The organism is Mycobacterium sp. (genome assembly GCF_965229105.1).
In the GTDB taxonomy this organism is placed as follows: Bacteria; Actinomycetota; Actinomycetes; order Mycobacteriales; family Mycobacteriaceae; genus Mycobacterium.
The window spans coordinates 981,378-1,003,967 of sequence record NZ_OZ245858.1 but is presented as its reverse complement, the minus strand read 5'-3'; the positions used below and the strand labels follow the sequence as shown (position 1 = coordinate 1,003,967).

At 64.1% G+C, this 22,590-nt stretch carries 24 protein-coding genes; 11 read left to right on the top strand and 13 right to left on the bottom strand.

Going from position 1 to position 22,590, the window contains the following annotated elements; all coding sequences use genetic code 11:
- Window positions 1-71 precede the first annotated feature (71 nt).
- A complete protein-coding gene (locus ADBZ9O_RS04770) occupies window positions 72-1,154 on the top strand; it encodes a S1C family serine protease (RefSeq protein ID WP_526528887.1) in 1,083 nt (360 codons plus the stop codon).
- On the opposite strand, the gene yaaA is transcribed toward ADBZ9O_RS04770, so the two are convergent.
- The 3 genes from yaaA to ADBZ9O_RS04755 all read right to left on the bottom strand — a co-directional run bounded on the left by yaaA (window position 1,147) and on the right by ADBZ9O_RS04755 (window position 4,050).
- The gene (yaaA, locus tag ADBZ9O_RS04765) at window positions 1,147-1,896 is read right to left on the bottom strand and encodes a peroxide stress protein YaaA (RefSeq protein WP_526528885.1); all 750 of its coding nucleotides are present in this window, start codon (window positions 1,894-1,896) and stop codon (window positions 1,147-1,149) included. The two genes, ADBZ9O_RS04770 and yaaA, sit on opposite strands and share 8 nt — an antisense overlap.
- Before the next feature lie 61 nt (window positions 1,897-1,957).
- Window positions 1,958-2,995, bottom strand: coding sequence for a non-homologous end-joining DNA ligase (ligD, locus tag ADBZ9O_RS04760; protein WP_526528882.1), 1,038 nt, complete (start codon window positions 2,993-2,995; stop codon window positions 1,958-1,960).
- The gene (locus ADBZ9O_RS04755; RefSeq protein WP_526528880.1) at window positions 2,995-4,050 is read right to left on the bottom strand and encodes an ATP-dependent DNA ligase; all 1,056 of its coding nucleotides are present in this window, start codon (window positions 4,048-4,050) and stop codon (window positions 2,995-2,997) included. Before ADBZ9O_RS04755 ends, ligD begins: the two co-directional genes overlap by 1 nt.
- Window positions 4,051-4,286: 236 nt before the next feature.
- Here ADBZ9O_RS04755 and ADBZ9O_RS04750 point away from each other — a divergent pair, with 236 nt between their 5' ends.
- On the top strand, window positions 4,287-5,261 hold the full coding sequence (locus ADBZ9O_RS04750; RefSeq protein ID WP_526528878.1) for an extracellular solute-binding protein: 975 nt from the start codon (window positions 4,287-4,289) through the stop codon (window positions 5,259-5,261).
- A gap of 29 nt (window positions 5,262-5,290) precedes the next feature.
- Entirely contained in the window at window positions 5,291-6,358 is a 1,068-nt protein-coding gene (locus ADBZ9O_RS04745; RefSeq protein WP_526528876.1) for an ATP-dependent DNA ligase, read from the top strand.
- On the opposite strand, the gene ADBZ9O_RS04740 is transcribed toward ADBZ9O_RS04745, so the two are convergent.
- Window positions 6,355-7,344: an NAD-dependent epimerase/dehydratase family protein gene (locus ADBZ9O_RS04740; protein WP_526528874.1), complete on the bottom strand. Its 990-nt coding sequence runs from the start codon at window positions 7,342-7,344 to the stop codon at window positions 6,355-6,357. The two genes, ADBZ9O_RS04745 and ADBZ9O_RS04740, sit on opposite strands and share 4 nt — an antisense overlap.
- A gap of 99 nt (window positions 7,345-7,443) precedes the next feature.
- Between ADBZ9O_RS04740 and ADBZ9O_RS04735 the strand changes: the two genes are divergently transcribed.
- Window positions 7,444-7,755: a hypothetical protein gene (locus tag ADBZ9O_RS04735; RefSeq protein WP_526528872.1), complete on the top strand. Its 312-nt coding sequence runs from the start codon at window positions 7,444-7,446 to the stop codon at window positions 7,753-7,755.
- The gene (gene gluQRS, locus ADBZ9O_RS04730) at window positions 7,740-8,627 is read left to right on the top strand and encodes a tRNA glutamyl-Q(34) synthetase GluQRS (protein WP_526528870.1); all 888 of its coding nucleotides are present in this window, start codon (window positions 7,740-7,742) and stop codon (window positions 8,625-8,627) included. Before ADBZ9O_RS04735 ends, gluQRS begins: the two co-directional genes overlap by 16 nt.
- Here gluQRS and ADBZ9O_RS04725 read toward each other — a convergent pair.
- A complete protein-coding gene (locus ADBZ9O_RS04725; protein ID WP_526528868.1) occupies window positions 8,615-9,292 on the bottom strand; it encodes a cysteine hydrolase family protein in 678 nt (225 codons plus the stop codon). The two genes, gluQRS and ADBZ9O_RS04725, sit on opposite strands and share 13 nt — an antisense overlap.
- A 364-nt stretch (window positions 9,293-9,656) precedes the next feature.
- Between ADBZ9O_RS04725 and ADBZ9O_RS04720 the strand changes: the two genes are divergently transcribed.
- Together ADBZ9O_RS04720 and ADBZ9O_RS04715 are read left to right on the top strand one after the other, a co-directional pair.
- Complete coding sequence (locus ADBZ9O_RS04720; protein WP_526528397.1) at window positions 9,657-10,880, top strand: IS110 family RNA-guided transposase; 1,224 nt, start codon at window positions 9,657-9,659, stop codon at window positions 10,878-10,880.
- A gap of 83 nt (window positions 10,881-10,963) precedes the next feature.
- A complete protein-coding gene (locus ADBZ9O_RS04715; protein ID WP_526528866.1) occupies window positions 10,964-11,407 on the top strand; it encodes an MOSC domain-containing protein in 444 nt (147 codons plus the stop codon).
- Here the strand turns inward: ADBZ9O_RS04715 and ADBZ9O_RS04710 are convergent.
- The 4 genes from ADBZ9O_RS04710 to tgt all read right to left on the bottom strand — a co-directional run bounded on the left by ADBZ9O_RS04710 (window position 11,404) and on the right by tgt (window position 17,096).
- On the bottom strand, window positions 11,404-11,979 hold the full coding sequence (locus ADBZ9O_RS04710) for a TetR/AcrR family transcriptional regulator (protein ID WP_526532837.1): 576 nt from the start codon (window positions 11,977-11,979) through the stop codon (window positions 11,404-11,406). The two genes, ADBZ9O_RS04715 and ADBZ9O_RS04710, sit on opposite strands and share 4 nt — an antisense overlap.
- A gap of 29 nt (window positions 11,980-12,008) precedes the next feature.
- The gene (gene hpnE / locus ADBZ9O_RS04705; protein WP_526528864.1) at window positions 12,009-13,388 is read right to left on the bottom strand and encodes a hydroxysqualene dehydroxylase HpnE; all 1,380 of its coding nucleotides are present in this window, start codon (window positions 13,386-13,388) and stop codon (window positions 12,009-12,011) included.
- Window positions 13,389-13,397: 9 nt separating this feature from the next.
- The gene (locus ADBZ9O_RS04700; protein WP_526528862.1) at window positions 13,398-15,773 is read right to left on the bottom strand and encodes a putative bifunctional diguanylate cyclase/phosphodiesterase; all 2,376 of its coding nucleotides are present in this window, start codon (window positions 15,771-15,773) and stop codon (window positions 13,398-13,400) included.
- 123 nt (window positions 15,774-15,896) lie between these two features.
- A complete protein-coding gene (gene tgt, locus ADBZ9O_RS04695) occupies window positions 15,897-17,096 on the bottom strand; it encodes a tRNA guanosine(34) transglycosylase Tgt (protein ID WP_526532835.1) in 1,200 nt (399 codons plus the stop codon).
- A 94-nt stretch (window positions 17,097-17,190) separates the two neighbouring features.
- On the opposite strand from tgt, the gene ADBZ9O_RS04690 reads away from it, so the two are divergent.
- Entirely contained in the window at window positions 17,191-17,628 is a 438-nt protein-coding gene (locus tag ADBZ9O_RS04690; protein WP_526528860.1) for a lipoprotein LpqH, read from the top strand.
- Here ADBZ9O_RS04690 and ADBZ9O_RS04685 read toward each other — a convergent pair.
- Window positions 17,625-18,230, bottom strand: coding sequence for an acyl-CoA-like ligand-binding transcription factor (locus ADBZ9O_RS04685; protein WP_526528858.1), 606 nt, complete (start codon window positions 18,228-18,230; stop codon window positions 17,625-17,627). The genes ADBZ9O_RS04690 and ADBZ9O_RS04685 overlap by 4 nt on opposite strands.
- A gap of 204 nt (window positions 18,231-18,434) precedes the next feature.
- Between ADBZ9O_RS04685 and ADBZ9O_RS04680 the strand changes: the two genes are divergently transcribed.
- Complete coding sequence (locus tag ADBZ9O_RS04680) at window positions 18,435-18,962, top strand: lipoprotein LpqH (RefSeq protein WP_526528856.1); 528 nt, start codon at window positions 18,435-18,437, stop codon at window positions 18,960-18,962.
- A gap of 74 nt (window positions 18,963-19,036) precedes the next feature.
- On the opposite strand, the gene ADBZ9O_RS04675 is transcribed toward ADBZ9O_RS04680, so the two are convergent.
- Genes ADBZ9O_RS04675 through ADBZ9O_RS04665 form a run of 3 tightly spaced genes read right to left on the bottom strand, consistent with a single transcriptional unit; the run spans window position 19,037 to window position 21,406 of the window.
- On the bottom strand, window positions 19,037-19,519 hold the full coding sequence (locus tag ADBZ9O_RS04675; protein WP_526528854.1) for an NUDIX hydrolase: 483 nt from the start codon (window positions 19,517-19,519) through the stop codon (window positions 19,037-19,039).
- An 8-nt stretch (window positions 19,520-19,527) separates the two neighbouring features.
- Window positions 19,528-20,898, bottom strand: coding sequence for a WS/DGAT/MGAT family O-acyltransferase (locus tag ADBZ9O_RS04670; protein ID WP_526528852.1), 1,371 nt, complete (start codon window positions 20,896-20,898; stop codon window positions 19,528-19,530).
- A 52-nt stretch (window positions 20,899-20,950) separates the two neighbouring features.
- Window positions 20,951-21,406 (bottom strand): Rieske (2Fe-2S) protein, encoded by a 456-nt coding sequence (locus tag ADBZ9O_RS04665; RefSeq protein ID WP_526528850.1) that lies wholly within the window; start codon window positions 21,404-21,406, stop codon window positions 20,951-20,953.
- 98 nt (window positions 21,407-21,504) lie between these two features.
- Here ADBZ9O_RS04665 and ADBZ9O_RS04660 point away from each other — a divergent pair, with 98 nt between their 5' ends.
- Window positions 21,505-21,951 (top strand): ester cyclase, encoded by a 447-nt coding sequence (locus ADBZ9O_RS04660; protein ID WP_526528848.1) that lies wholly within the window; start codon window positions 21,505-21,507, stop codon window positions 21,949-21,951.
- On the top strand, window positions 21,944-22,588 hold the full coding sequence (locus ADBZ9O_RS04655; protein ID WP_526528846.1) for a TetR/AcrR family transcriptional regulator: 645 nt from the start codon (window positions 21,944-21,946) through the stop codon (window positions 22,586-22,588). The genes ADBZ9O_RS04660 and ADBZ9O_RS04655 overlap by 8 nt, the downstream gene beginning before the upstream one ends.
- Window positions 22,589-22,590 lie beyond the last annotated feature (2 nt).

The window sequence follows — 22,590 nt, the reverse complement described above, 5'->3', positions numbered from 1 at the left end:
GATTCATTTCACCGGGGTCAGGTTATATAGGAGGGGGTAACGATCCACCCCGGATCGCCGAGAGGCAGGGCATGACCGCGCGAACACGTCTGCTTCGTTGGGCAGTGCCCGCAATGGCGCTGACCGTCCTGGCCTTGGGTGCCCCAGCTGGAACGCACCGCGATATTGCACTCACTGCGGGCGGAATCGATCTGGCACCGGCGGCCCCGGTCGATCCGGCCGCCCTGATCGCCATGGTGGAGCCCGGTCTGGTCCAGATCACCACGACCGTCGACTACCAGGGTGTGATCGGCAACGGCACCGGCATCATCCTGAGCCCGGATGGCCAGATTCTGACCAACCACCACGTCATCCAGGGCGCGAACACCATCCAGGTGCTCAGCATCGCGACGGGACAAACGTTCGACGCCGACGTGGTCGGCTACGACCGCGACGACGACATCGCGTTGCTACAACTGCGGGGCGCCTCGGGACTGCCGACCGCTCCGCTGGGTGATTCGGCCACCGTCGCGATCGGGGATCCGGTCATCACGATCGGCAACGCCAACGGGACAGGGGCCCCGCTGACCCATGAGCAGGGTGCGGTCACCCAACTCGGGCGCAGCATCGATGCCCACGACGAACTGACCGGCAGCTCACATCAGCTCGGTGACCTGATCGAGTCCTCGACCAACCTGCGCTCCGGCGATTCGGGCGGGGCGCTGGTCAACAGCGCGGGCCAGGTCGTCGGGCTCAATGCCGCTGCCACCTTGAACTTCAAGATGGGCAGGAGCACCCCTGGCGGCGAAGGCTTCGCGATCCCCATCAACAAGGCGCTCGGCATCGTCAACCAGATCCGCTCGGGAACACCGTCGCCGGCAGTGCATATCGGCCCGTCGGCCATCCTCGGCGTCGGGATCAGCGCCGGGCCGGGCGATAACGGTGGCGGCCTTCCCGTGCGGACCATCCTGCGCGGCGGGCCCGCTGATCAGGCCGGACTGCGCCCTGGTGACGTACTCACGACCATCGACGGCACTCCCATCGGCTCGGCCAACGCCCTGACCGATGTGCTCGACCAGCGCTACCCGGGCAATGTCGTGGATATGACATGGCGGGACGCCTCGGGCCAAGATCGCCAGGCCAAGGTGACGCTGGGCAGCGGTCCGGTCAGCTGATAGGTAGCACGATCGTCAGGTCGTTACCGCGACGCTCCACCTGAAAGCCGGCGCGACGGGCGATGGTGGCGACCGCGGCCGCATCCGTTGGCTCGGCTTTGGTGCCCGCCAGTACGCGGGCCAACCGGCCCTTGTGCGCTTTATTGAAATGGCTGACGACGCTTCGGGTCCCACCGGCGTGTTCGTTGACGACGTCGACCCGCACCGCGCCCGGCAGCCTGCCCAGCGACACATACGACCCCGACCGCAGATCGACGATCAGCTCGGCGGCGGCGAGCCGTTCCAGTTCTGGTTCCAGCACGCTCTGCCAGCGGGCCGCCAGCGTGCCACCGGCAGGTAAGGCCGATGTCGCGGACAACCGGTAGCCGGGCACCGAATCATCGGCCCGCAGCAGACCGAACAATGCCGAGGAGATGACCAGCCGACTGCGCGCCCGCTCGGCCGCGGCGCCTTTGAGCGATTCGACGTCCAGCGCGTCGTACAACACCCCGGTGTAGCGGCTGATCGCGGGCAGCGTCGGCGAATGGAGCAGCGCCGCGTTCCGTTCGATCTCGCCGTCCAGGGTGGCCGCGATCTTCAGGGCGCGGCGGCTGGCCGGCACGTCGGCCGCCAGCGTGACGACCTCGTCGACCAGAGCTGCGCGAAGCGGCATCAGCGAGGGGAAGCTCAACGACTCCAGCTGCAGCGGGGGCCGATGGCCACCCACGCGTTTGGTCTCCGACGGCGGCAGCAGCACAAGCACAGCGGGAGGCTATCGGATGCCCGCCCGACGTACAGCTTCGCCGCCTGAAATCGATTTCGGGCTACTCGTCTTTATCCCAGTTGGCTGCCACCTTTTTGCTCGGCTGCACGCGCGGCGGCTCCCCCGGCATCTTCGGATACGACGGCGGGTACGGCATGTCCCCGAGTCCGCGGTCCTCGTCGGCAGCGACCATGTCCAGCAGCGGCTGGATCGACTGGGCGTTGGAATCGATATCAGCCCACGGATCATCGCGAGAGGCAACGATTTTCGGCACGGTCGCCATCGTGTAGTCGTCAGGGTCCGCGTCGGCTAAATCGTCCCAGGACAGCGGCGTCGACACGGTGGCAATTGCAGTGCGCCGCACCGAGTACGGCGAGGCCATCGTCCGGTCGCGGGCGTTCTGGTTGAAGTCGACGAAGATGCGCTCGCCCCGCTCTTCCTTCCACCACGACGATGTCACCAGATCCGGTGCACGACGCTCTAATTCGCGAGCCAGGGCGATACCTGCCCGGCGCACCGCGATGAAATCCCAGTCGGTGGCGATCCGCAGGAAGACGTGGACACCCCGGCCGCCGGATGTCTTGGCGTACCCAACCAGACCGAGTTCGTCGAGGAGTGGCTTCAGCACGCCAACAGCTACGTCGGCGGCATTCCTGAAATCAGTACCCGGCTGCGGATCCAGATCGATGCGCAACTCATCGGGATGTTCGGTGTCGGGGCAGCGCACCTGCCAGGGATGCAGCGTGACCGTACCCATCTGGGCAGCCCACACGATCGCCGACGGATGCGTCACCTTCAGCGCATCGGCGGTACGGCCGGACGGGAAGGTGATCTCACACGTCTGCAGATAGTCGGGATGCTTTTGCGGCACCCGCTTCTGGTAAATCTCCTCGCCGTCGATACCGTCGGGAAAACGCTGCAGGTGCGTGGGGCGATCGCGCAACGGCGCCAGCATCGGGCCGCAGGCCACCGTGCGGTAGTACTCGACAAGAGTGCGCTTGGTACCGCCGGCCCCCAGCTTGGGGAAGTAGATCTTGTCGGGGTTCGACAACCGCACCTTGACGCCGTCGACGTCGAGTTCTTCTGCAGCAGTGGCCATTATGACTCCAATACGTCGGACAGGTCGTAGGTCAGCGGTACGTCCAACTGAGCAAAGGTGCAGCTCGACGGATCGCGATCCGGTCGCCAGCGAAGAAATTTCACCGCATGCCGAAACCGCACCCCATATGCACTGTTGCCCTCCATCTGGTCATAGGCCACCTCGCATACCCGGTCGGGCCGGATCGGAATCCAGCGTTTATCGGCCGCCGAGTTCCATCTGCTCGGCTCTCCGTCGCGGACCAGGTCTTCGCCCTCGCGCAACGGTTCGAGTTCGGCAAGCAGCTCGGCACGCGCCTTGACAGTGAATGATGCTGCGCCACCCACCATCTGAAGCTCGCCGTCATCACGGTAGAGGCCAAGCAGAATGGAGCCGATACCCTCACCGCTCTTGTGGATGCGGTATCCGATGGCGACGCAATCCGCATCGCGGGCGTGTTTGATCTTGACCATCTCACGCTTGCCCGGCAGGTAGTGACCGTCGAGCCGTTTGGCGATCACCCCGTCCAGCCCGGCACCTTCGAATTCCTGCAGCCACGTCGTCCCCAGCTCAGGATCCTCGGTGGTGCGGGTGACATGACACCAGCTCTTCTCGGTCAGAAGTTCCCGCAGCGCATCACGTCGGACCCGAAACGGTTGATCCAGTAACGATCGATCACCAGTGGCCAGGGCATCGAAGCCGATGAAATGCGCCGGCGTCTGCTCGGCGAGCATGCTCACGCGACTCTGGGCCGGGTGGATGCGTTGGCTCAGCGACTCCCAGTCGAGCCTGACCCGTCCGTCGATCTCACGGGGGACGACGACCTCACCGTCGAGCACACAGCGTGGCGCGAGCTCGTCGCGCAGCGCGACCAGCAGTTCGGGGAAGTACCGGCCCAATTCCTTACCGCTGCGCGACTGCAGCATCACATCATCGCCGTCACGGAAGGCCAGTGCCCGAAAGCCATCCCATTTGGGCTCGTAGGACCACACCCCGGGGTCGACCGGCACCTGGGCGGCCGCCTTGGCCAGCATCGGCTCGATCGGCGGCATTACCGGCAGGGGCACGTTGTCCATAGTTACCTAGACAGCCGACACCGGGCAATCTCATCGGATGAGATTGCTGACGGCGTCAATGGGGCAATCCCGCGATCAAGTGCATACAAAGCGCCGGGGGCTCAGAGTTCGCTACATCGACATTATTGCGCTAACTACGAGGTAGACTCCGATGCATCGTGAATTGTCATGTTGCTGTCGGAGGACAGATGCGGAGAATAAGGTCCCGCACTTTCTTGTTTCGAGCTGCTGCGGTCGTGGTAGCTGCGACCGTGCTGGCGGGGTGTGCCGACAAGCCGAGCGTGGCCAGCTCGCCGGTCAACGACGCCGCGGTGCAGATCGTTGCCTTCAATGCCTCAGAGCCCGGTTGGAATGCCACCGTGCATGCCTTCTACGCCACGTCGGAGGGCGCCGGAATCGCGCTCGCACCAAACTTCGCTTCCTCCGGCGACCAGGTCAGCGCTGTGCTGGCCGGCAAGCCGGCTGATGTTGTGCATCTGAGCACTGAGTCCGATATGACCGCGCTGGTGCGGGCGAATCTGATCTCCCCCGACTGGAACAGCGGGCCTACGGGCGGAGTCCCGTTCGGTTCGATCGCCACCATCGTGGTCCGCAAGGGCAATCCCCGCGGCATAGCCACGTGGGCCGATCTGCTGCAGCCTGGCCTTGAGGTGCTCACCCCGAGCCCGGTGAAAGTCGGCTCCGGGCGATGGGCGCTGCTCGCGGCCTATGCGGCAACCAGCGCTGGAAACCAGAACCCGGAAGCCGGCAAAGACTACCTTCGCCGCCTCATTCTCGAGCACGTCATGTTGGGTCCTACCACCGTCAAGGCCGCCGTCGACGAGTTCGAGCACGGCCGCGGTGACGTGCTCCTGGCCTCCGAGAGCATCGCCCTGGACATGCAGCGCCAGGGCCTGCCAGTCGAGCGCATAGTGCCGCCGCAGACGCTGCAGATGGATTCCCCCGTCGCAGTCGTCAAGACCAGTCGCCATTACGAAGACGCGACGCGCATCGTCAACTATTTGTTCAGCGACGCCGGCCAACGCATCTGGGCAGAGCAGGGTTATCGGCCCACAAATCCCCAGATCGCCGCTGAGTTCGCCGACCAATTCCCCGCCCCCGAAACGATCTGGACGGTCGCCGATCTGGGCGGCTGGGATCAGGTCGGGCCACGGTTCTTCGACGCCCAAAACGGCTTCATCACCGGCTTGTTCAACCAAGCCACCCAGTAGGCGCAATCCCAGGAGGCCAGAATGGTCCGATGGAGCTGCCCATCATGCCCCCGGTATCGCCGATGCTGTCCAAGTCGGTCGACACCATTCCCGCCGATGCCTCCTATGAACCGAAGTGGGATGGCTTCCGGTCGATCTGCTTCCGCGACGGTGACGAGGTGGAGTTGGGCAGCCGCAACGAGCGCCCCATGACGCGTTACTTCCCTGAACTGGTTGCCGCCATCAAAGCCGAGTTGCCGACGCGCTGTGTCATCGACGGCGAGATCGTCGTCGCCACTGCCAGCGGACTGGATTTCGAAGCGCTGCAACAGCGCATCCACCCGGCCGATTCGCGGGTGCGGATGCTCGCCGAGAAGACCCCGGCCTCCTTCATCGCCTTCGATCTACTTGCCCTCGGCGAGGACGACTACACCACGAGACCATTCGCCGAGCGACGTGCCGCACTCGTGTCGGCGCTGCGCGGTGCCGGACAGTCGGTACACCTCACCCCGGCCACCACCGATATCGACACGGCGCGACGATGGTTCTCCGAGTTCGAGGGGGCTGGTCTCGACGGTGTCGTCGCCAAGCCGCTGACCGGCACCTATCAGCCGGACAAGAGGGTCATGTTCAAGATCAAGCATCAGCGGACAGCGGACTGTGTGGTGGCCGGCTACCGACTCCACAAATCCGGTCCCGACGCGATCGGCTCGCTCCTGCTCGGGCTCTACCGCGACGATGGCGTGCTGGCATCGGTCGGGGTCATCGGTGCGTTCCCGATGGCCAAGCGGCGCAACCTTTTTACCGAACTTCAACCGCTGGTCACCACCTTCGACGACCATCCGTGGAACTGGGCCGCGCACATGGGCGGGGAGCGCACACCACGCAAGAACGAAGGATCGCGCTGGAACGCTGGAAAGGACCTGTCGTTCGTCCCACTGCGACCTGAGCTGGTGGTCGAGGTTCGCTACGACCATATGGAAGGCGAGCGGTTCCGGCACACCGCGCAGTTCAACCGCTGGCGGTCCGACCGTGACCCGCGGTCCTGCACCTATGCGCAGCTCGAACAGCCGGCCGCGTTCAGCCTCGGCGATATCGTCTCCGGCCTTGGCGGCTAGATACGGCCGACCCGCTGCAACCCCTCGACGGTATCGGCCACCGTCTCCGCCGGATCACGTTGTCTGACACCAAGTTCCCGGACGCTCGGGGAGTCATCCGATTCTGGCATCTGGGTGTAGTACTGCATTGCTGCCGAGTTGATCGGCGTCTCGAAGGGCAGCTGGTCGCCGATGACGTCGAACAGCGATCCCAGTGCCCGCAGCGCGACATCTGGAACCGGGACCACCACGAGGTGGCGGTCGGCCGCGGCGCCGATCAGCGACGCAATCCGGTCTACCGGGATGCGCTGGCCACCCGCCATGTAGCGGCGCGGACCCTTGCCGGGCTCCAGCAGTGCGGTGTGCATGGCAGCCAGGTCACGGACATCCACCACGATCCAGGCGGCCCCACGTCCCGGCACGCCGTGCATCTTCACCGCGGCCTCCACACCCTCGGCAGCTTCGCCGAATTGGTCGCCGGCAGGCGATCCCAGCACCATCCCGGGGTAGGTGATGTTCACCGGTGCACCGGCGTCCTGCAAACCGCGCGCGTAGGCCTCCACCACTGCCTTGGACTTGCCGTATCCGTCTGAACCGCCGACAACGGGCAGGTCCGCGTGTAGCACTTCCAGTCCTGGACGGAACAGCGCAGTGAAACTCGAGACGTGGATGATCGGATCCAACTTCGCCGCGACCGCGCCGCCCAGTACGTTGCGCGCACCTTCTAGATTGGTGTGCAGCATCTCATCGGCGCGATCCGGGTCCGTGGAAACCATTGCTGCGCAGTGGATGACAGCGTCACAGCCATCCAGCGCCGCCGCAGTGGCTCCGGCGTCGGCGATGTCACCGACGACGTAGTCGCTGACGTCGGCGCCAATCTGCTCGGCACTGGTACCCAGTTTGGCCGGCGTGCGCACGAAGAATCGGGTCTGATGCCCGGCATCCTGCACGGCCTTCGCTGTCCACGCCCCAACGAAGCCGGTGCCCCCGGTGATAAGAACTTTCATCGGTACCCTCCCGTGCCAACCCCGGTACTGTCCCCTGTTGTCTACCATTGCGACGGTCTGTCCAGATGCAGTGGTGGAGGAGATTGCTAGCATCGGGCGATGTTGCGCGCCATCTCCATCGCGGTGATCTGTTGCGCGGCGATAGTCCTGGCCGGCACTAACCTCGGGTCGAACCTGTGGTTGTTGGCCGTCGAGCCGGTCAACCACATCCCGCGTGAGTCGTCGTTGTGGGCGTTCGACCCCACCGTCATCAACGAAGGCTCAAGCAACTACTGGATTTACGGTAGGGACAGCGCGAACTACTACTACTTCACCGGCGACGGCGCCGGCTACTCCGCGATATCACGGACCGATGCCGACGGGTGCGCGGGCTTCGTCGAGACGGATCACCAGACGTGGTGCCGAACCTGATCGCCGGCGGGGGCCGGTTCGCCCCCAGCCCGTCGGCTGATCTGCACATCGGCAACCTTCGCACCGCCGCCCTGGCCTGGTTGTTTGCCCGCTCAACCGGGCGAAGATTCCTGCTTCGGGTCGAGGATCTCGATGACCGTGCCGCCGCCAGCACCGCGGCGCGACAGCTGGACGATTTGACCGCGATCGGTGTCACCTGGGATGAACCGCCGCAATACCAGCACCAGCACATCGCGCGTTACGAAGCGGTGGTCGACGGTCTACTTACACGTGGTCTGACCTACGAATGTTATTGCAGCAGAAGGGATATCCTGCAGGCACCGCGGGCGCCGCACGCACCGGAGGGTGCCTACCCCGGCACCTGCCGTGACCTCACCGATACTGCCAGAGCCGAGCGACGAGCCCGCGGTCGGCCACCGGCGCTGCGCTTGCGATCCGACACGTACGAGTACACCGGGACCGACCTTCTACACGGCGACTACACCGGGGTGGTCGATGATTTCGTGCTGCGGCGCGGCGATGGTGTGATCGCGTACAACCTGGCAGTGGTGGTCGATGACGCCGCGCAAGGCATCGATCAAGTGGTGCGCGGCGATGACCTGTTGTCCTCGTCGCCGCGGCAGGCGTACCTCGCATCCTTACTGGGCTATCCGCCGGTCAGCTACGCGCATGTACCGCTGGTGCTCAATGCTGCCCGTAAGCGGTTGGCGAAACGTGATGGTGCGGTGACACTTTCGGATATCGGTCAGCATAAGGCGTTATCGCAGATCGCCGAATCACTGGGCTTCGGCGCCCGGACGCTTTCGGGCATGCTCGACGAGTTCGACCCAGGGCGGCTACCCAGGCAGCCGTGGATCTATCAGCCGGGCTGAGCGCCACTTGTGACCGTGGCGTGCATCGCAGTGACAACGTCCTCGGTCCAGACCACCCCGTGAGCCAGGAACGCATAGTTGACCAACGCGGCCTGGTAGCCGTCACCCCATTCAGGGTGGCGGGGACCGGCGACGGCGTCACGAATCACGTAGACCTCGAACCCCTGCTCGAGCAGATCACGCAAATGCGATTCGACGCACATGTTGGCGAGCATGCCACCAAGCAGGACCTTGTTGATTCGTCGTTTACGCAACTGCAGAACCAGATCGTTGGTCTGCGAGCCAAATACCTTGTGCGGGCTGACAACAACGGTGTCCGGATCGTTGATATAGGGCTTGAACTCCTCGAGCCAGTCGGCGCCAGAGCCGGTCAGCCCGTCGAGGTTCAAGGGGCCCGGCCGGTCGAAGGTGCCCGTGCGCAACTCGTCGGCTTCCAGTGCGCCGTTGAACAACCAGCCATGATCGGTGGGATAGAAGTAGTGCGGTGAGATGAACATCCCGAACGACGCTTCCTTGGCGGCCTTGAAGATTGCGAGCATGTGCGCGACGGTGTCATTCTCGGTGACGCTGGCGCCGGTGGCCCCCCAGTTGATCCCGGTGGGGCTCAGGACGTCGTTCTGCGGGTCGATGAATACGACGGCGGTGTCGCTTGGGTTCCAGTTCATCAGATGACTCTTCTCTTCTCGGCGGGCGGAGCGTCGGAACTGTGTGTCACCGATCATGCCGTCACCGACGGCTGACGTCGCCCGTGCTGACGCCCAGTATCGGGTACCTGCTAATGGGTATTGAACAGCGCGCCTCCTCGTGATATCGAATGGTGAGAGGGACGCTGTTCACCGAGCCGCCGGTCGGTGAGCGTCATTACCTGCTGAAGCGATGATCGACTTCTAAAGCTAGATCACGCCCCGACCGGTGGTAAGGGTTCCTACAAGCACTGATGGGATGTCGTGCCACCTGAGCACTGATCCATTAGCTCGTCGCCGGGCACCCCTGGGCTCGAACATGTTTGACGACCAAGGAGGGTGCTACATGATCTTCGTCGGCGACGACTGGGCCGAGGACCATCACGACGTCCATCTCATGGACGAGACCGGGACGCGACTGGCTTCGCGTCGATTACCCGAGGGACTTGCCGGAATTGGCGAGTTCCATGAACTGTTGGCCAGACACACCGCAGAACCCGGCCAGGTGATCATCGGGATCGAAACCGACCGCGGCTTATGGGTCACCGCACTCGTAGCCGCCGGCTACCAGGTGTATGCCATCAACCCCATGGCGGCCGCCCGCTACCGCGACCGCCACCACGTCTCGGGAGCCAAGTCTGATGCCGCCGACGCCAAACTCCTGGCCGATCTCGTGCGCACCGACCGGCACAACCACCGACTCGTCGCTGGCGATACCGCTGAAGCTGAAGCGGTCAAGGTGTTGGCCCGGGCGCATCAGAACCTGATCTGGACCCGAAACCAGCACACCAACGCCCTGCGGTCGGCGCTGCGGGAGTACTACCCGGGTGCACTGGAGGCATTCGACGATCTACACGACCGCGACGCCTTGGCAGTTCTAGGTCGCGCCCCGAGCCCGGTTCAAGCCGCTACCTTGAGTCTCGCCAAAATCCGATCGGCACTCAAAGCTGCTGGGCGACAACGCAATCTGGATACTCGCGCTCAAGAGATTCAGGCTGCGTTACGCAGCGAACAGCTGACCGCCCCCGCCGCAGTGACCGCAGCGTTCGCGGCGAGCACCCGCGCCATGGTCGGCATCATCAATGAGCTCAACCATCAGGTCGCCGACCTTGAGGTTGAGCTGGCAACACATTTTGAGACACACCCGGACGCCGACATCTACCTCTCCCTGCCAGGACTTGGTGTCATCCTCGGCGCCCGGGTGCTCGGCGAGCTCGGCGATGATCCGAACCGATTCACCACCGCCAAGTGTCGCAAGAACTACGCCGGAACTTCACCATTGACCATCGCCTCGGGCAGAAAACGCGCTGTGCTTGCCCGCCACGTACGTAATCGCCGCCTCTACGACGCTATCGACATGTGGGCCTTCTGCGCGCTGAGGTCCAGCCCTGGGGCCCGCGCCTACTACGACCAACACCGCGCAGCTGGCGACCTTCACCACCAAGCCCTTCGAGCCGTCGGAAACCGATTCGTCGGCATCCTCCACGGCTGTCTGCGCCACCACACCCACTACAACGAACACAAGGCCTGGGCGCACCGCCAAACTAACCCTGACACCCAGGCCGCTTGACACTTACGAACCTGGGATGTCTAGCGGTAGTGCGCCCGGGCCCTGGCCGCCGCGCTGTGTCCCCATTTTCGTAGAATTGCGGCGTGAAAGTGTCGGCACTGCATATCGCGCCGGGCCGCAGGCTGCCAATGCGCTCGGTCGACCTGGTGGTGGCCGAAGCCGATAGCGGATTGGTGGGCGACCGCTACCACGGTAGTCGCCGCCTGCAAGTGACGATCCAATCGCAGGAGATGCTCGACGGTGCGGTGGAGGCACTGGGTCACGAATTCGATCCCAGCGGGACCAGACGCAATATCACCGTCGACGCGGGTGACATCCCCACCCGCCACGGTACTCACCTGACGATCGACGATGTCGAACTCGAAGTCGTCCGCCCGTCAGCGCCATGCCGGCTGTTGGACGACTCCATCGGACTCGGTGCCGGCGCAGCGCTGCGGGGGCGTACGGGTTCGATCTGCCGGGTCCTCACCTCGGGCACCATTCGAGTGGGATCGACGGTGGAGATCTCGGATCGTCCTGTTGCCTAGCCCATTTCGGTGTGAGCAGCCCAACTGACAAGAGATTGCAGATAACGTAGAACCACGTCATCGGGGTAGCGCTGCGGGTCGCCGAGATGTAGTCGAGCCAACTCCTCGATGGCTGCCAGCACGATCCGCACTGTAACGCCGTCGGGATCCACCTGCGCCTCGATCGCCTGCGAGAGGTGCCGCGCGGCGACTCTTCGCGCGTAGGAGCGGCCAATCTCGATGCGGCCCCGTAGTTGTGGCGGCGCGCCGTCGGACGGATACAGGATGATGCGCCAACTGTTCGGCGCCGCGCGCAGATACGCCAGAATCCCGCGCCCGACTCGGTCTGTGACATCTGCTGCGTCGGGTTCCGACCAGTCGACACTGCTGATGCCCGCGACGGCAATGGCTGATTCTCGTTCCAGGAGCGCATCCATCACCCCGGGCAGATCCTGGAAGTTCTGATAGACGACGGTTCGGGTCACGTTCGCCGCGCGGGCGAGCCGGTCGATGCTCAGCGACGCGAAACCATCGGCAGCGACGATATCCCTTGCCAGGTCCAGCAATTGGTTTCGGCGCTGCGCACCCGACATGCGACGGCGGGCGGCCGTGCCCTGCACTGTCACGCCGACGGCGACTTCAGGAGCAGATCAACGGCCCTGGAAGCACTTTGGACCGCGCTCTCCATGGTCGCCGACCAGTCGGTGGCTGTCCAGTCGCCGGCCAGGACCAGCGAGGGCACCGAGGTACGTTGCGGCGGCCGTAGCGAATCCATCCCGACCACCTGGGAGAAGGTCGCCTTTGGCATCTTCACGACCTGCGCCTCAACGACTTTGGCCTGTGCAGCAGCGGGATAATAGCGGCGCAGAAGAGCCATCTGCTCCGCCACGATCTCGTCATTGGTCTTGTGGATCTGTTCATACGCACCGCTGGTGGTCAGGCAGTACAACCAGGCGCCGCCGTCGGTGCGCCTGCCGTGCATGATCTGCCGGTCGAATACCTCGTCGATGACCCCGGTCCCGCCGATCAGTCCTTCGAATGCAGACTCGGTGCCCAATGGCCGATCCAGGTACAGATTGGTGCTGACAATCGGAGTAGACCCCAATTTATCTGCTGCGGAATAGATTTCGGCATGCTCAGGGAGATCGTCCAGTAGCCCGCCGATATTCGAGTTGGGCACCGCACACACCACAGCATCGGCCGCCACCATCGTTCCGTCGGCCAGTTGCACTCCGGTGACCACACCGTCGGCGATGTGAATCCGGCGAGCAACGGCGCGATAGCGCAGCTGAACACCGTGCTCTTCGAAGAATCTCAGCGCACCGGCGATGTACAGCGTGTCGAGATCCACTGTGGGATAGCCGATGGTAACCGGGGTTCGATGCTTGACTCCCAGCCGAAAACCGGTGGCCAGCACATTGGCGAACACCTTCGCCGATTCGCGCGACACCGGCTCGGCCGCGATACCCAGAGCCAGCCAGTCCCACAACGCTTCTCGAGCAGGAGCGGGCATCCCTACCCGCTCAAACCATTGTTCGGTGGTGAGGTCAGCGAGATCGGCGGGCGGATGCAGCGCTTGCCAACCCAAACGCAGGGTGGCGCGGGCGGCGCGTAACCGGTCGCCGACGCTGGCGTCGGGATGTACCCCGAACAAGGTCCGCACGGCACCGAACCCGGTGGTCTGCATGGTCACCTTGCGACCGTCCGGCCAACGCAGCGTGGAGTGCTTCGGGAAGGCGACATGCTGACGGGTCCCGATGCTTGTCAGGTAACGAAACAGATGCTCGTAACCGCTGGCGATGACATGCTGCCCGTTGTCGGGTACATCGCTGTTGGGTGACGAGCCCCCCACATCGGCGCGCATCGCGTGTGCCCGTCCACCGAGTTGCCCGCGACGCTCGAGCAGGGTGACCTTCTTTCCCGCCTCGGCCAACCACACAGCGGACGCCAACCCGGCCAATCCCCCGCCGATGACCACATACTGCCGCTGATCTGCACCCATGACGGGAACTTACACTTCGTAAGTAGCCCGCGAACCCTGAACGACGCCTTCTTTCCGCATCAGCCGGCTGATCCCCGCGGCAGTGACTGGCCGGCCGAAGTAGTAGCCCTGCCCCACATTGCAGCCGTGCTCCCGCAACCAGGTCGCGGTGTCGGCGTCCTCCACGCCCTCAGCTACGACAGTGATATCGAGCTCGCGAGCGAGGTCGATCACCGATCGCACCACCGCTGCGGCCCGCGCGCCGCGCGTCACCGACTCGATGAAGTGGCGATCCAGCTTGACCTCGTCGATCGGTAGATCGCGCAGATAGGACAGCGCCGAATAGCCGCTGCCGAAATCGTCAATGGCCACCCGGATGCCGTACTCACGCAGCCGCGCCAAGATCGCGGTCACCCGACCTACCTCACTAAGGGCCAGATCCTCGGTGATCTCGATGGTCAGTAGATCAGGAGCAAGATTGCGTTCATCGAGCGCAGCACACAGCTCATCGGGCAGTTGGGCATCGCTGAGCAACGGGGCGAACAGGTTCACTGCGACCGGCATGCGCACTCCTTGTGACACCCAGCTCGCGGCGTCATCCAAGGCTCTACCCAGCACCAAATCGGTCACCGGCCGCATCAGGCCATGCTTTCGAACCAGCGATATGAACGCAGCAGGTTGGAGTTCACCCAGCTGTGGATGCGGCCAGCGCAACAGCGCCTCTACCCCGGTGATCCGGTCGGTGTTGAGGTCCACCTTGGGCTGGTAGACCACGTCCAGGCCGTTGTGGTGTGTGGCGTGGCGCAGCTCGCCCAGCAGTCGAACCTGCGCGGCCCCGTCGCCGGCGAGTGACCGACCTTCGGTAATTCCGTTGGTCGTCTGCACCAGGTCTGGTGTGGGTAGTGCCATGTCGGGGCTGAAGGTGCGCAAAATATTGGCCTGTGCGCGCTTGGCCGCGTACATCGCGACATCTGCGCGCTTGACCAACGTCTCTGCTGTCAGCTCCGGCTCGGCCGGCGATGCGACCGCGATGCCGACGCTGGGATGTAGCAGCAATCTCTCCCCATCGATCAGAAACGGCTCACGGAACGCGTCGACCACGTGTTCGGCAACCAGGTGGCACTCCTCGGCGTGGCCCTCGAGGAGAAGGACGAATTCGTCACCACCCCGACGCGCGACGGTGTCGCCGGGGCGGACACACGCGCTGATGCGCTGGCCGACGTGAATCAGAATGGTGTCCGCGGCCGCATGACCAAGGCTGTCGTTGACCAGCTTGAAGTCGTCGAGATCCAGCGACACGACTGCCACCGAACGGCCGTCTCGCTGACGGCTCATCATTGCGCGCTCTAGTCGGTCTTGGAACAGGATGCGGTTCGCCAGACCTGTCAACGGATCCCGCAGCGCCTGCTCGGTCGCCGCCACCAACAGCCGCCGGTTCTCCCACGCCGCCATCGTCTGTCGCAGGCAGACGACCACCATGACCAGGGGCACGAGGAATCGCGCCGAGCCCGACATCACAAGCGCGGGTCCTACGGTGCCGGCCAACAGCAACGGGATGTACGGCAACCACAGCGACGACTTCGAGGGTGCCGGTGGCGCCGGTGGCGGTGGTGGCGACACCCGCCGGCTCAGTAACGCGGCCGCGGCGAAGGTGATCAGCGCTGCGGCCCAGACGATTTCGGCCGGGCTGCCACCGCCGGTACGGCCACCGCTGACGACGAGGTACGCGAACGCGTTGTGCGTGATCGCCACCAAAGCGATCGCACCGGTCAGCAACCACAGCGCAGCCCGATCATGGGCATTGGAACGCACGACAACCAGCACACTGATCGTCAGCGCCAACAGGTCACCCGCATGAAAGAGCGCCACCACCACGAGCGCGGCGGTCGGACGCGGGCCACCGTCGAACGCCCGGTGCAAAGCAGTCACCCAGAACACCAATGACAGGCACAGCACCGCGGTCACTCCGTCGAGCAGGAAGCGCAGCCTCGACCCCAACGTCTGTGAGGCCAGGAATACGACCATCGCGACGGCGATCAGCCAGCTGGAGATGAGATGGATGAACGCCGACGGGCCCGGAAACGGTGCACTCGGCAGTCCGAGCACGTACAGGACCTGGATGACGTCGCCCGTGGCCCAGGTTGCGAGCGCGACCACCATGGTCTGCCACGCTCGCCTCGCTGACCCATGGGCGAATCGCGCGGCAAGCACCGCACAAACTGTGGCATAGATCGATAACGCCAACAGGGGTAAGCGGCTGCTGACGTTGAGAACTCCGCCGCCACCCCAGTCGTAAACCAACAGGAACGTCAGAGCCAACGCGACGCCGACGGCGACCGGAACGGCAGTCGTGCGCTGCGAATTCGCGCGACTGCCGCACACCCTTACCAGGTCCGGTGCGCTCACGACATATCCCCACCCTGCAAGCAGTTCTCCGCGGCGCGCCGGACTCAGCAAGTCAATATTGCCGTCAGTGTAAGTGACACCGATTAGTCTGGCTCGACATCCCCGACCGGATCAGCCAGGGCCCTACGCGTAGTACCGACCGAGCACGTGTTCACGCAGCTCAGTGAACTCGCCGTTGGTGATCGAGTCCCGAATCTGGTCGACCAGCCGGATGATGAACCGCTCGTTGTGGATGGTGCACAGCGTCGCGGACAGGATCTCCTTGGCTTTGAACAGGTGATGAAGGTAGGCGCGGGTGTAGTTCGCGCAGGTGTAGCAATCACATTCGGCGTCGATGGGGGTGAAATCACGCCGGTAGCGGGCGCCGGTGATATTGAACCGGCCGTCGTTCGAATACACCGCGGCATTGCGGGCGACCCTCGACGGTGAGACGCAGTCAAAGGTGTCGGCGCCTGCCGCGACCGCGGCGAACAGATCATCGGGCTCGCTGATCCCGAGCAGGTGACGCGGTTTGTCGTCGGGGAGTTCGTCGGTCACCCAGCCGACGATGGTGGCCAGATTCTGTTTCTCCAACGCCCCGCCGATGCCATAGCCATCGAAGCCCCGGCCGTCAGCGTCCTTGATGCCGACGAGTCCCCTGGTCGCTTCACGCCGCAGGTCCTCGTACTGCGCGCCCTGCACCACACCGAACAACGCCTGATACGGCTTGTCGGCACGTTCCAGGGTGAGCCTGCGGTGCTCGTCGACGCAGCGCACCGCCCAGTCGTGGGTACGTCGTACCGATTGTTCCTGGTAGCTGCGGGTATTGACCAACGTGGTCAGCTCGTCGAAGGCGAACATGATGTCGGCACCGAGCTGATGCTGAATCTGCATCGACACCTCGGGGGTGAACCGGTGCGTGGAACCGTCGAGATGGGAGGTGAACGTGACACCGTCGTCATCGACACGGGCGAGCCTGTCCTTGCCCTTGGCGATGATGTCGTCGGCTTGGACGCGCCCGGTATCCATCGCGAGCACCTTGCGAAACCCCGACCCCAGCGACAGCACCTGGAAACCGCCACTATCGGTGAACGTGGGCCCCGGCCAGTTCATGAACGCGCCGAGCCCGCCCGCCGCGTCGACGATATCCGGGCCCGGTTGCAGATACAGGTGATAGGCGTTGGCGAGAACCGCCTGCACACCAAGCTCTTTCATCGTCTCGGGCAGGACTGCCTTGACCGTCGCCTTGGTTCCCACGGCCACGAACGCAGGGGTGTGAATGTCACCGTGCGGCGTATGGATCACTCCGGTCCGGCCGCGCTGTCCCGGTAGATCGTCGCGCAGCGTGAAGAAGTTGCCCACCCCGTCATTCAACCGCCCGGCAGCCCGATGTGACGAACCGGTGTCGCTACGCCGCCTGCGCCGATACATTCGACCGGTGAAAAAGACACTGTCTTTAGCCGGGGCCGTGCTGGTCGTCGGTATCGCCGCGGGCTGCTCATCACCGCCACAGCAGCAACGCCAGGCCGGCGCCCTGATACCGGGCACCGCCGAGGTCACCATCAACGATCAAAAGCTCGGCGAGTTCAAAACCGTGGACTGCACACCCGCGGGCGACACCATGACCATCAGCACCGGCAGTTCGACCTCCGGCACCACAGCACTGATTGCCAACGGCGATAAGCAGACTGTCAAGGCCGTCACCATCACCGATCTTGGTGGGTTCACCGGCAGCTACACCGAGGATCTGGCGGGCGACGCCGCCGTCAGCATGACGGGTTCGACGTACTCGATCACCGGAACTGCCGACGGTTTCAAGACCGACAACCCCAGCTTCCGGAGCAACGGCACCTTCACCATCAAAGTGGCGTGCTAAACCGGCTGCGGCAGGCCGTTGCGCAGCTGTGAAAAACCGGCGTGCACAACGTCGACAGGAGTCGGCCTAGCGGCGCTACCCGGCTGGGACTTGACCTGCAGCTCGACCACCGCCCTGACCACCGCGTTGGTGGCGTGGTAAACCAGTCGCGGGTAGAGGTCGGTGTCCGGATTCGTCCCTGTGCGCCTTCCGATTTCAGCCAGCAATTCGTCGGTGGTGCCCTCGAGGGTGCCGATGTGGCGGGCGACCAGGGCGGGATGCTCAACCATCAGACGGGTCACCGCGACCATCCTGTCCAGGGCGCCGGCGGATTCGACCAGCTCGCATAACACCGCTTCTAGGGAATCGAGCACCGATTCGGTGTGATCGCGTGCGGAGAATGCACTTACCAGTGAGCGCACGGCCTTTTCCAGGACGAACAGAATGGCGTCTTGTTTACTCGGGAAGTAATTATGAAATGTTCGCGGCGATACCTCGACGGCATTGGCAATGGCGTCGGCGGTCACCCCCGCGAGCCCACGTTCGAGGGCCAGGTCCAGCGTGGCCCGGCTCAACGCGTCTTTTGTCGCGGATTTCTTGCGCTCACGCAGGCCTGCTGTCATCGTCACAGCCTCGCGCAAGCTTGCGCACTGGTGCAAGGTTTCAGATCTACGCAAATTGGCGATCTATGTCACAGGTCGCGGCAAATTGCGAGACTTGGGAGAGACACTCATTTACTCCATTTCCCGGTTTGCATATCCAGTGCGACCCATACTGCAATGCAGATCCGCCGCCACTGACGGATCACAAACCAAAGGAGAACAGTGGTGAAGCGTGCTTTAGTCATCGCCGTAGGTAGTGCGGCGATTGTGGCAGGTGGCCTGGCTGGCTGTTCCAGTGACAAATCGGTATCGGAGAACGCCAGCTCGGCGACCGAGACCGCCAAGACGGCCGCGAGCTCCGCGACCAGCGCAGTGACCTCTGCGACGGACGCCGCCAAGGGGAATCCGCCCGCCGGTGCGGCCACGTTGAGCATCGACGGCGCGGCACAGAACGTCGACGGCACCGTGGTGTGCACCAACATGGGCGGCAACATCCAGATCGCGATCGGAAATGCGACGGGTGGCCTCGGCGCCCAACTGTCCGACGCCGACCCGCCAGAGGTCAAGCAGGTGGGTCTGGGCAACGTCAACGGCGTGGTCCTGGGGTACACCACCGGCGTGCCCGGCGGTGAAGCGTCCGCCACCAAAGATGGAAGCACCTACAAGATCACCGGCAAGGCCACCGGCGTCGACGTCGCAAACCCGATGACTCCGGTAACCAAGGCGTTCGAAATCGCAGTCACCTGCCCATAATTCAGCCTTTTCTGACAGAGGCGGCGCCCATCGCGGGCGCCGCCTTTGTTGATTCAGCGGAGTCGATTCAGCAGTCAGGCTTCGCCTAGACCTGCCACGCTCGGGTGGCCCATCAGGGCGTCCAAGAATGGCAGCTGTCCTTTGAGGAGTTTGACCCGCGCGACGGCGACCGGAACCCAGTCCACCCGGTCCACCTCCGGAAATTCCCGGATCCGGCCGGAGCCTTTGGGCCATTCCAGTTCGAAGGTGTTACTGCGGGCGTCGGCGATGTCGAGGTCGGCGTGCACGGCGAAGGCGGTGACGACCTTGCCGCCGGCCTGGCGGACTTCCCCGAGATCGATGCGCTCCGCCTCCGGTACGGGCAGGCCGAGCTCTTCACCGAACTCGCGTCGAGCCGCCTCCCACGGTTCTTCGCCGATGTTGTACTCCCCCTTGGGAATCGACCAGGCTCCGTCGTCCTTGCGAGCCCAGAACGGCCCGCCGGGGTGGGCGATGAGGACCTCGACAAAGCCGTCGGCGATACGGTAAAGCAGCAGTGCTGCACTGAGTTTCGGCATCCGGCGGTTCAGGCGCCGACGGCGCGTTCGAGGTCCTTGATGGCGGTTTCGAGATGGCCGAGCAGTCGTTGCAGATGGGGCACGCTGCGCCGGCAGCCGACCAGGCCGAAGTCCAGATTGTCCCCGTTGTTGGCCAACGTCATGTTCAGCGCCTGCCCGTCCAACACGATGGACAGCGGGTAGTTACCGTCCAGCCGGGCACCGTTCCAATACATGGACTGTTGCGACCCTGGCACATTCGAGATGACGATATTGAACGGCGGCCGCGTCGACCCGACAAACCCGGGGACGGCCGACAACCCCAGGGGCGCGATCATCAACGCGGACAGTGCCAGCGCCTCAAGCCGTGGCAGCGACGAAAACACCTTTTTGTTGCGGTGCATCGACGCACTGATGATTTCCAGCCGCTTCGCCGGATCCTCGATATCGGTACCCAGGTTGCACAGGATCGCGCCGACCATATTGCCGCCGGCATCGGCTTCGGATTCCGAGCGCAGGCTCACCGGCACCATCGCGATCAGCGGAGCATCGGGCAGTTCGCTCTGTTCCAGCAGGTAGGTCCGCAGCGCGCCGGCACACATCCCGAGCACCACATCGTTGATCGTCACCCCCGACGCAGCGTCCTTGACCCGCTTGATGCGATCCAGCGGCCACGATTGCGCGGCAACCCGCCGGGCGCCACCGATCTTGACGTTGAACATCGTCTTGGGCGCACCGAATGGAAGAGTCAGCTGCTGCTCCAAGAGTCCGGCCCTGGCCACGGACAATGCCGAGGGCGCCAGGCCGGCAAGCGTTCCCACCGCACCGGTGATCGACTGCAGCAGCGACGGGCCCGCCGAATGTTCGCGTTCCGTCGAAGGTCCAGGCTGCAGACTCCAGGGCACTCTGATCTCGGTATTGGTCGGATCCTTCGACAAGGTGCGCTGAGTCAGTTTGAGGGCCGAGACACCGTCGAGTAGCGAGTGGTGAACCTTGGTGTAGACCGCGAACCGGCCATCGGCCAGGCCCTCGATCAGGTGGGCCTCCCACAGCGGACGATGCCTGTCGAGCAACGTGCCGTGCATCCGGGAGGTCAACTCCAGCAGGTCGCGCACCCGGCCCGGGGACGGCAACGCCGAGCGGCGCAGGTGGTAGTCGACGTCGACCTCTTTTTCGAAGGCCCAGCCGATATTGGCAATGCCCCCGAAGATGGTCGCCGGGTGCTTGCGGAAGGTGGGCTGGAAATCGGTCTGCGCAACCATGCCTTCATGGAGTACACGCATGAAGTCCACATCGGCGCCGGCGGGCGGCTCGAATAACTGCAACGCACCGACATGCATCGGATGTTCACGCGATTCACCGAGAAGGAACACCGAGTCTGTGGGCGACATGAACTGCATGAGCAATTAGTACCCGCGGTGACACGCGAGCACGCCTAAACGGAACAGACTCTTACCCGAGGGTTAGAACTCCATCGGCGTTCGCCACCGGGACCGAGGCGAGCGGTGCCGTGGCCGGCCCCTTGAGGACTTGTCCTGTTGCGGCGTCGAATTCGCTGCCGTGTGCGGGGCAGACCAGAGTGGTGCTGCCGGGTTCTGCGGCCACCGTGGTACCCCGATGAGTGCAGGAGGCGGAGAACGCTACGAATGTCCCGGCGGTGGGCTGCGCGACGACAATCGGTTTCTCCCCGGCAACAACGACCGCCGAGCCAACCGCAACCTTGGCCGCGTCAATATGCGCCCCCAACTCGGTCGGCGAGCTGGTGCCGCCGTCGGCGGGAGCGGAACTGGGCGACGAACTGGGGGATCCTGACGAGCACCCCGCGATGACGCAGGGCAGCACCATCACCCCGGGCAGAGCCGTGATAACCGTCCGCCGGTTGGTGCTGAAATCACCGAATGCTGGCATGGCTTCGACAGTACGCATGTGACCTGTGGACAGCCGGACAATGAATGCTAGCTTGTTGATCAACAAGTTAGTGCTGTGCGGCCCTTCGAGGAGACCCTGTGATATCCGACGAGCTACGACAGGTTCGGCTTGCTGTCATCGCAGAACACATGGAAACCGAGGTCACGCAGGACTTCGACCAGACGTTGGCCACCTTTAACGGGCACCCGCACTACGAGATCATGGCCACCGGCCAGATCTTCGACGGTGACGACGAAGTGATGACCTACTACCGCACCACCCGCACCGCGTTTCCCGACCAGCGCCATGAGAACGCGCGGTTCCACGTTTCCGATGACACTGTCATCGTCGAATTCGACCTTCTTGGAACAAATCTCGGTGAGTTCTACGGACTCCCGCCAACCGGGAAATCGTTCCGGGTACCGATCATCGCGGTGTTCTTCTTCGACGGTGAGCGGATCATCAACGAGCGGATCTATTTCGACTCGGCCAGCCTGGTCACCCAGATCGGCCGCAGTGAACTCCTGGCAACCGCGCATGGTTGATGGCGTCACAGCCGCCAGGCGAACCCAGGAAGCGCGACGCACCGAAGCCGAGCAAAAACTGCTCGGTGCCGCCGCTGAGTTGATCGGCGAGATTGGACCGACCGCGGTGACGCTGGCGAATATCGGCGAGCGGGCGGGGTACAGCCGGGGGCTGGCCACCCACCACTTCGGGTCAAAGGGGGCCATGATGCAGCGGCTGGTCGATACCGTCACCGAACAATTTCAACGGTCGATATACCTTGACCACCAGGCAGATTCGGCACGTGCCCAGTTCGTCGGCCTACTCGATACTTACTTCGAAGCGCTGGCCGACCTGCAACCGATCAACCGCGCGCGCCTGGTGCTGTGGGCCGATGCGGTGGCGACCCCGGCACCTGAGGTCCGCGAGGCGATGATCGCCGCCGACAGGGAATTTCGCAACGCACTCATCGACGGCATCACCCGGGGCGTCGAGGCCGGGGAGTTCTCCGGCAATATCGACGGAGCCGGTTTGGCCACCGTGGTGATGGCGATGCTGCGCGGTGTCGCACTGGAATCACTGCTCGACGAACAGGTGGATCTGCAGGCCTGCCGCGCGGAGATCGAGACGCTGTTGATCACCCGCCTGCAGGCGACCGGCAGGGTGAACAGTCCTTGATG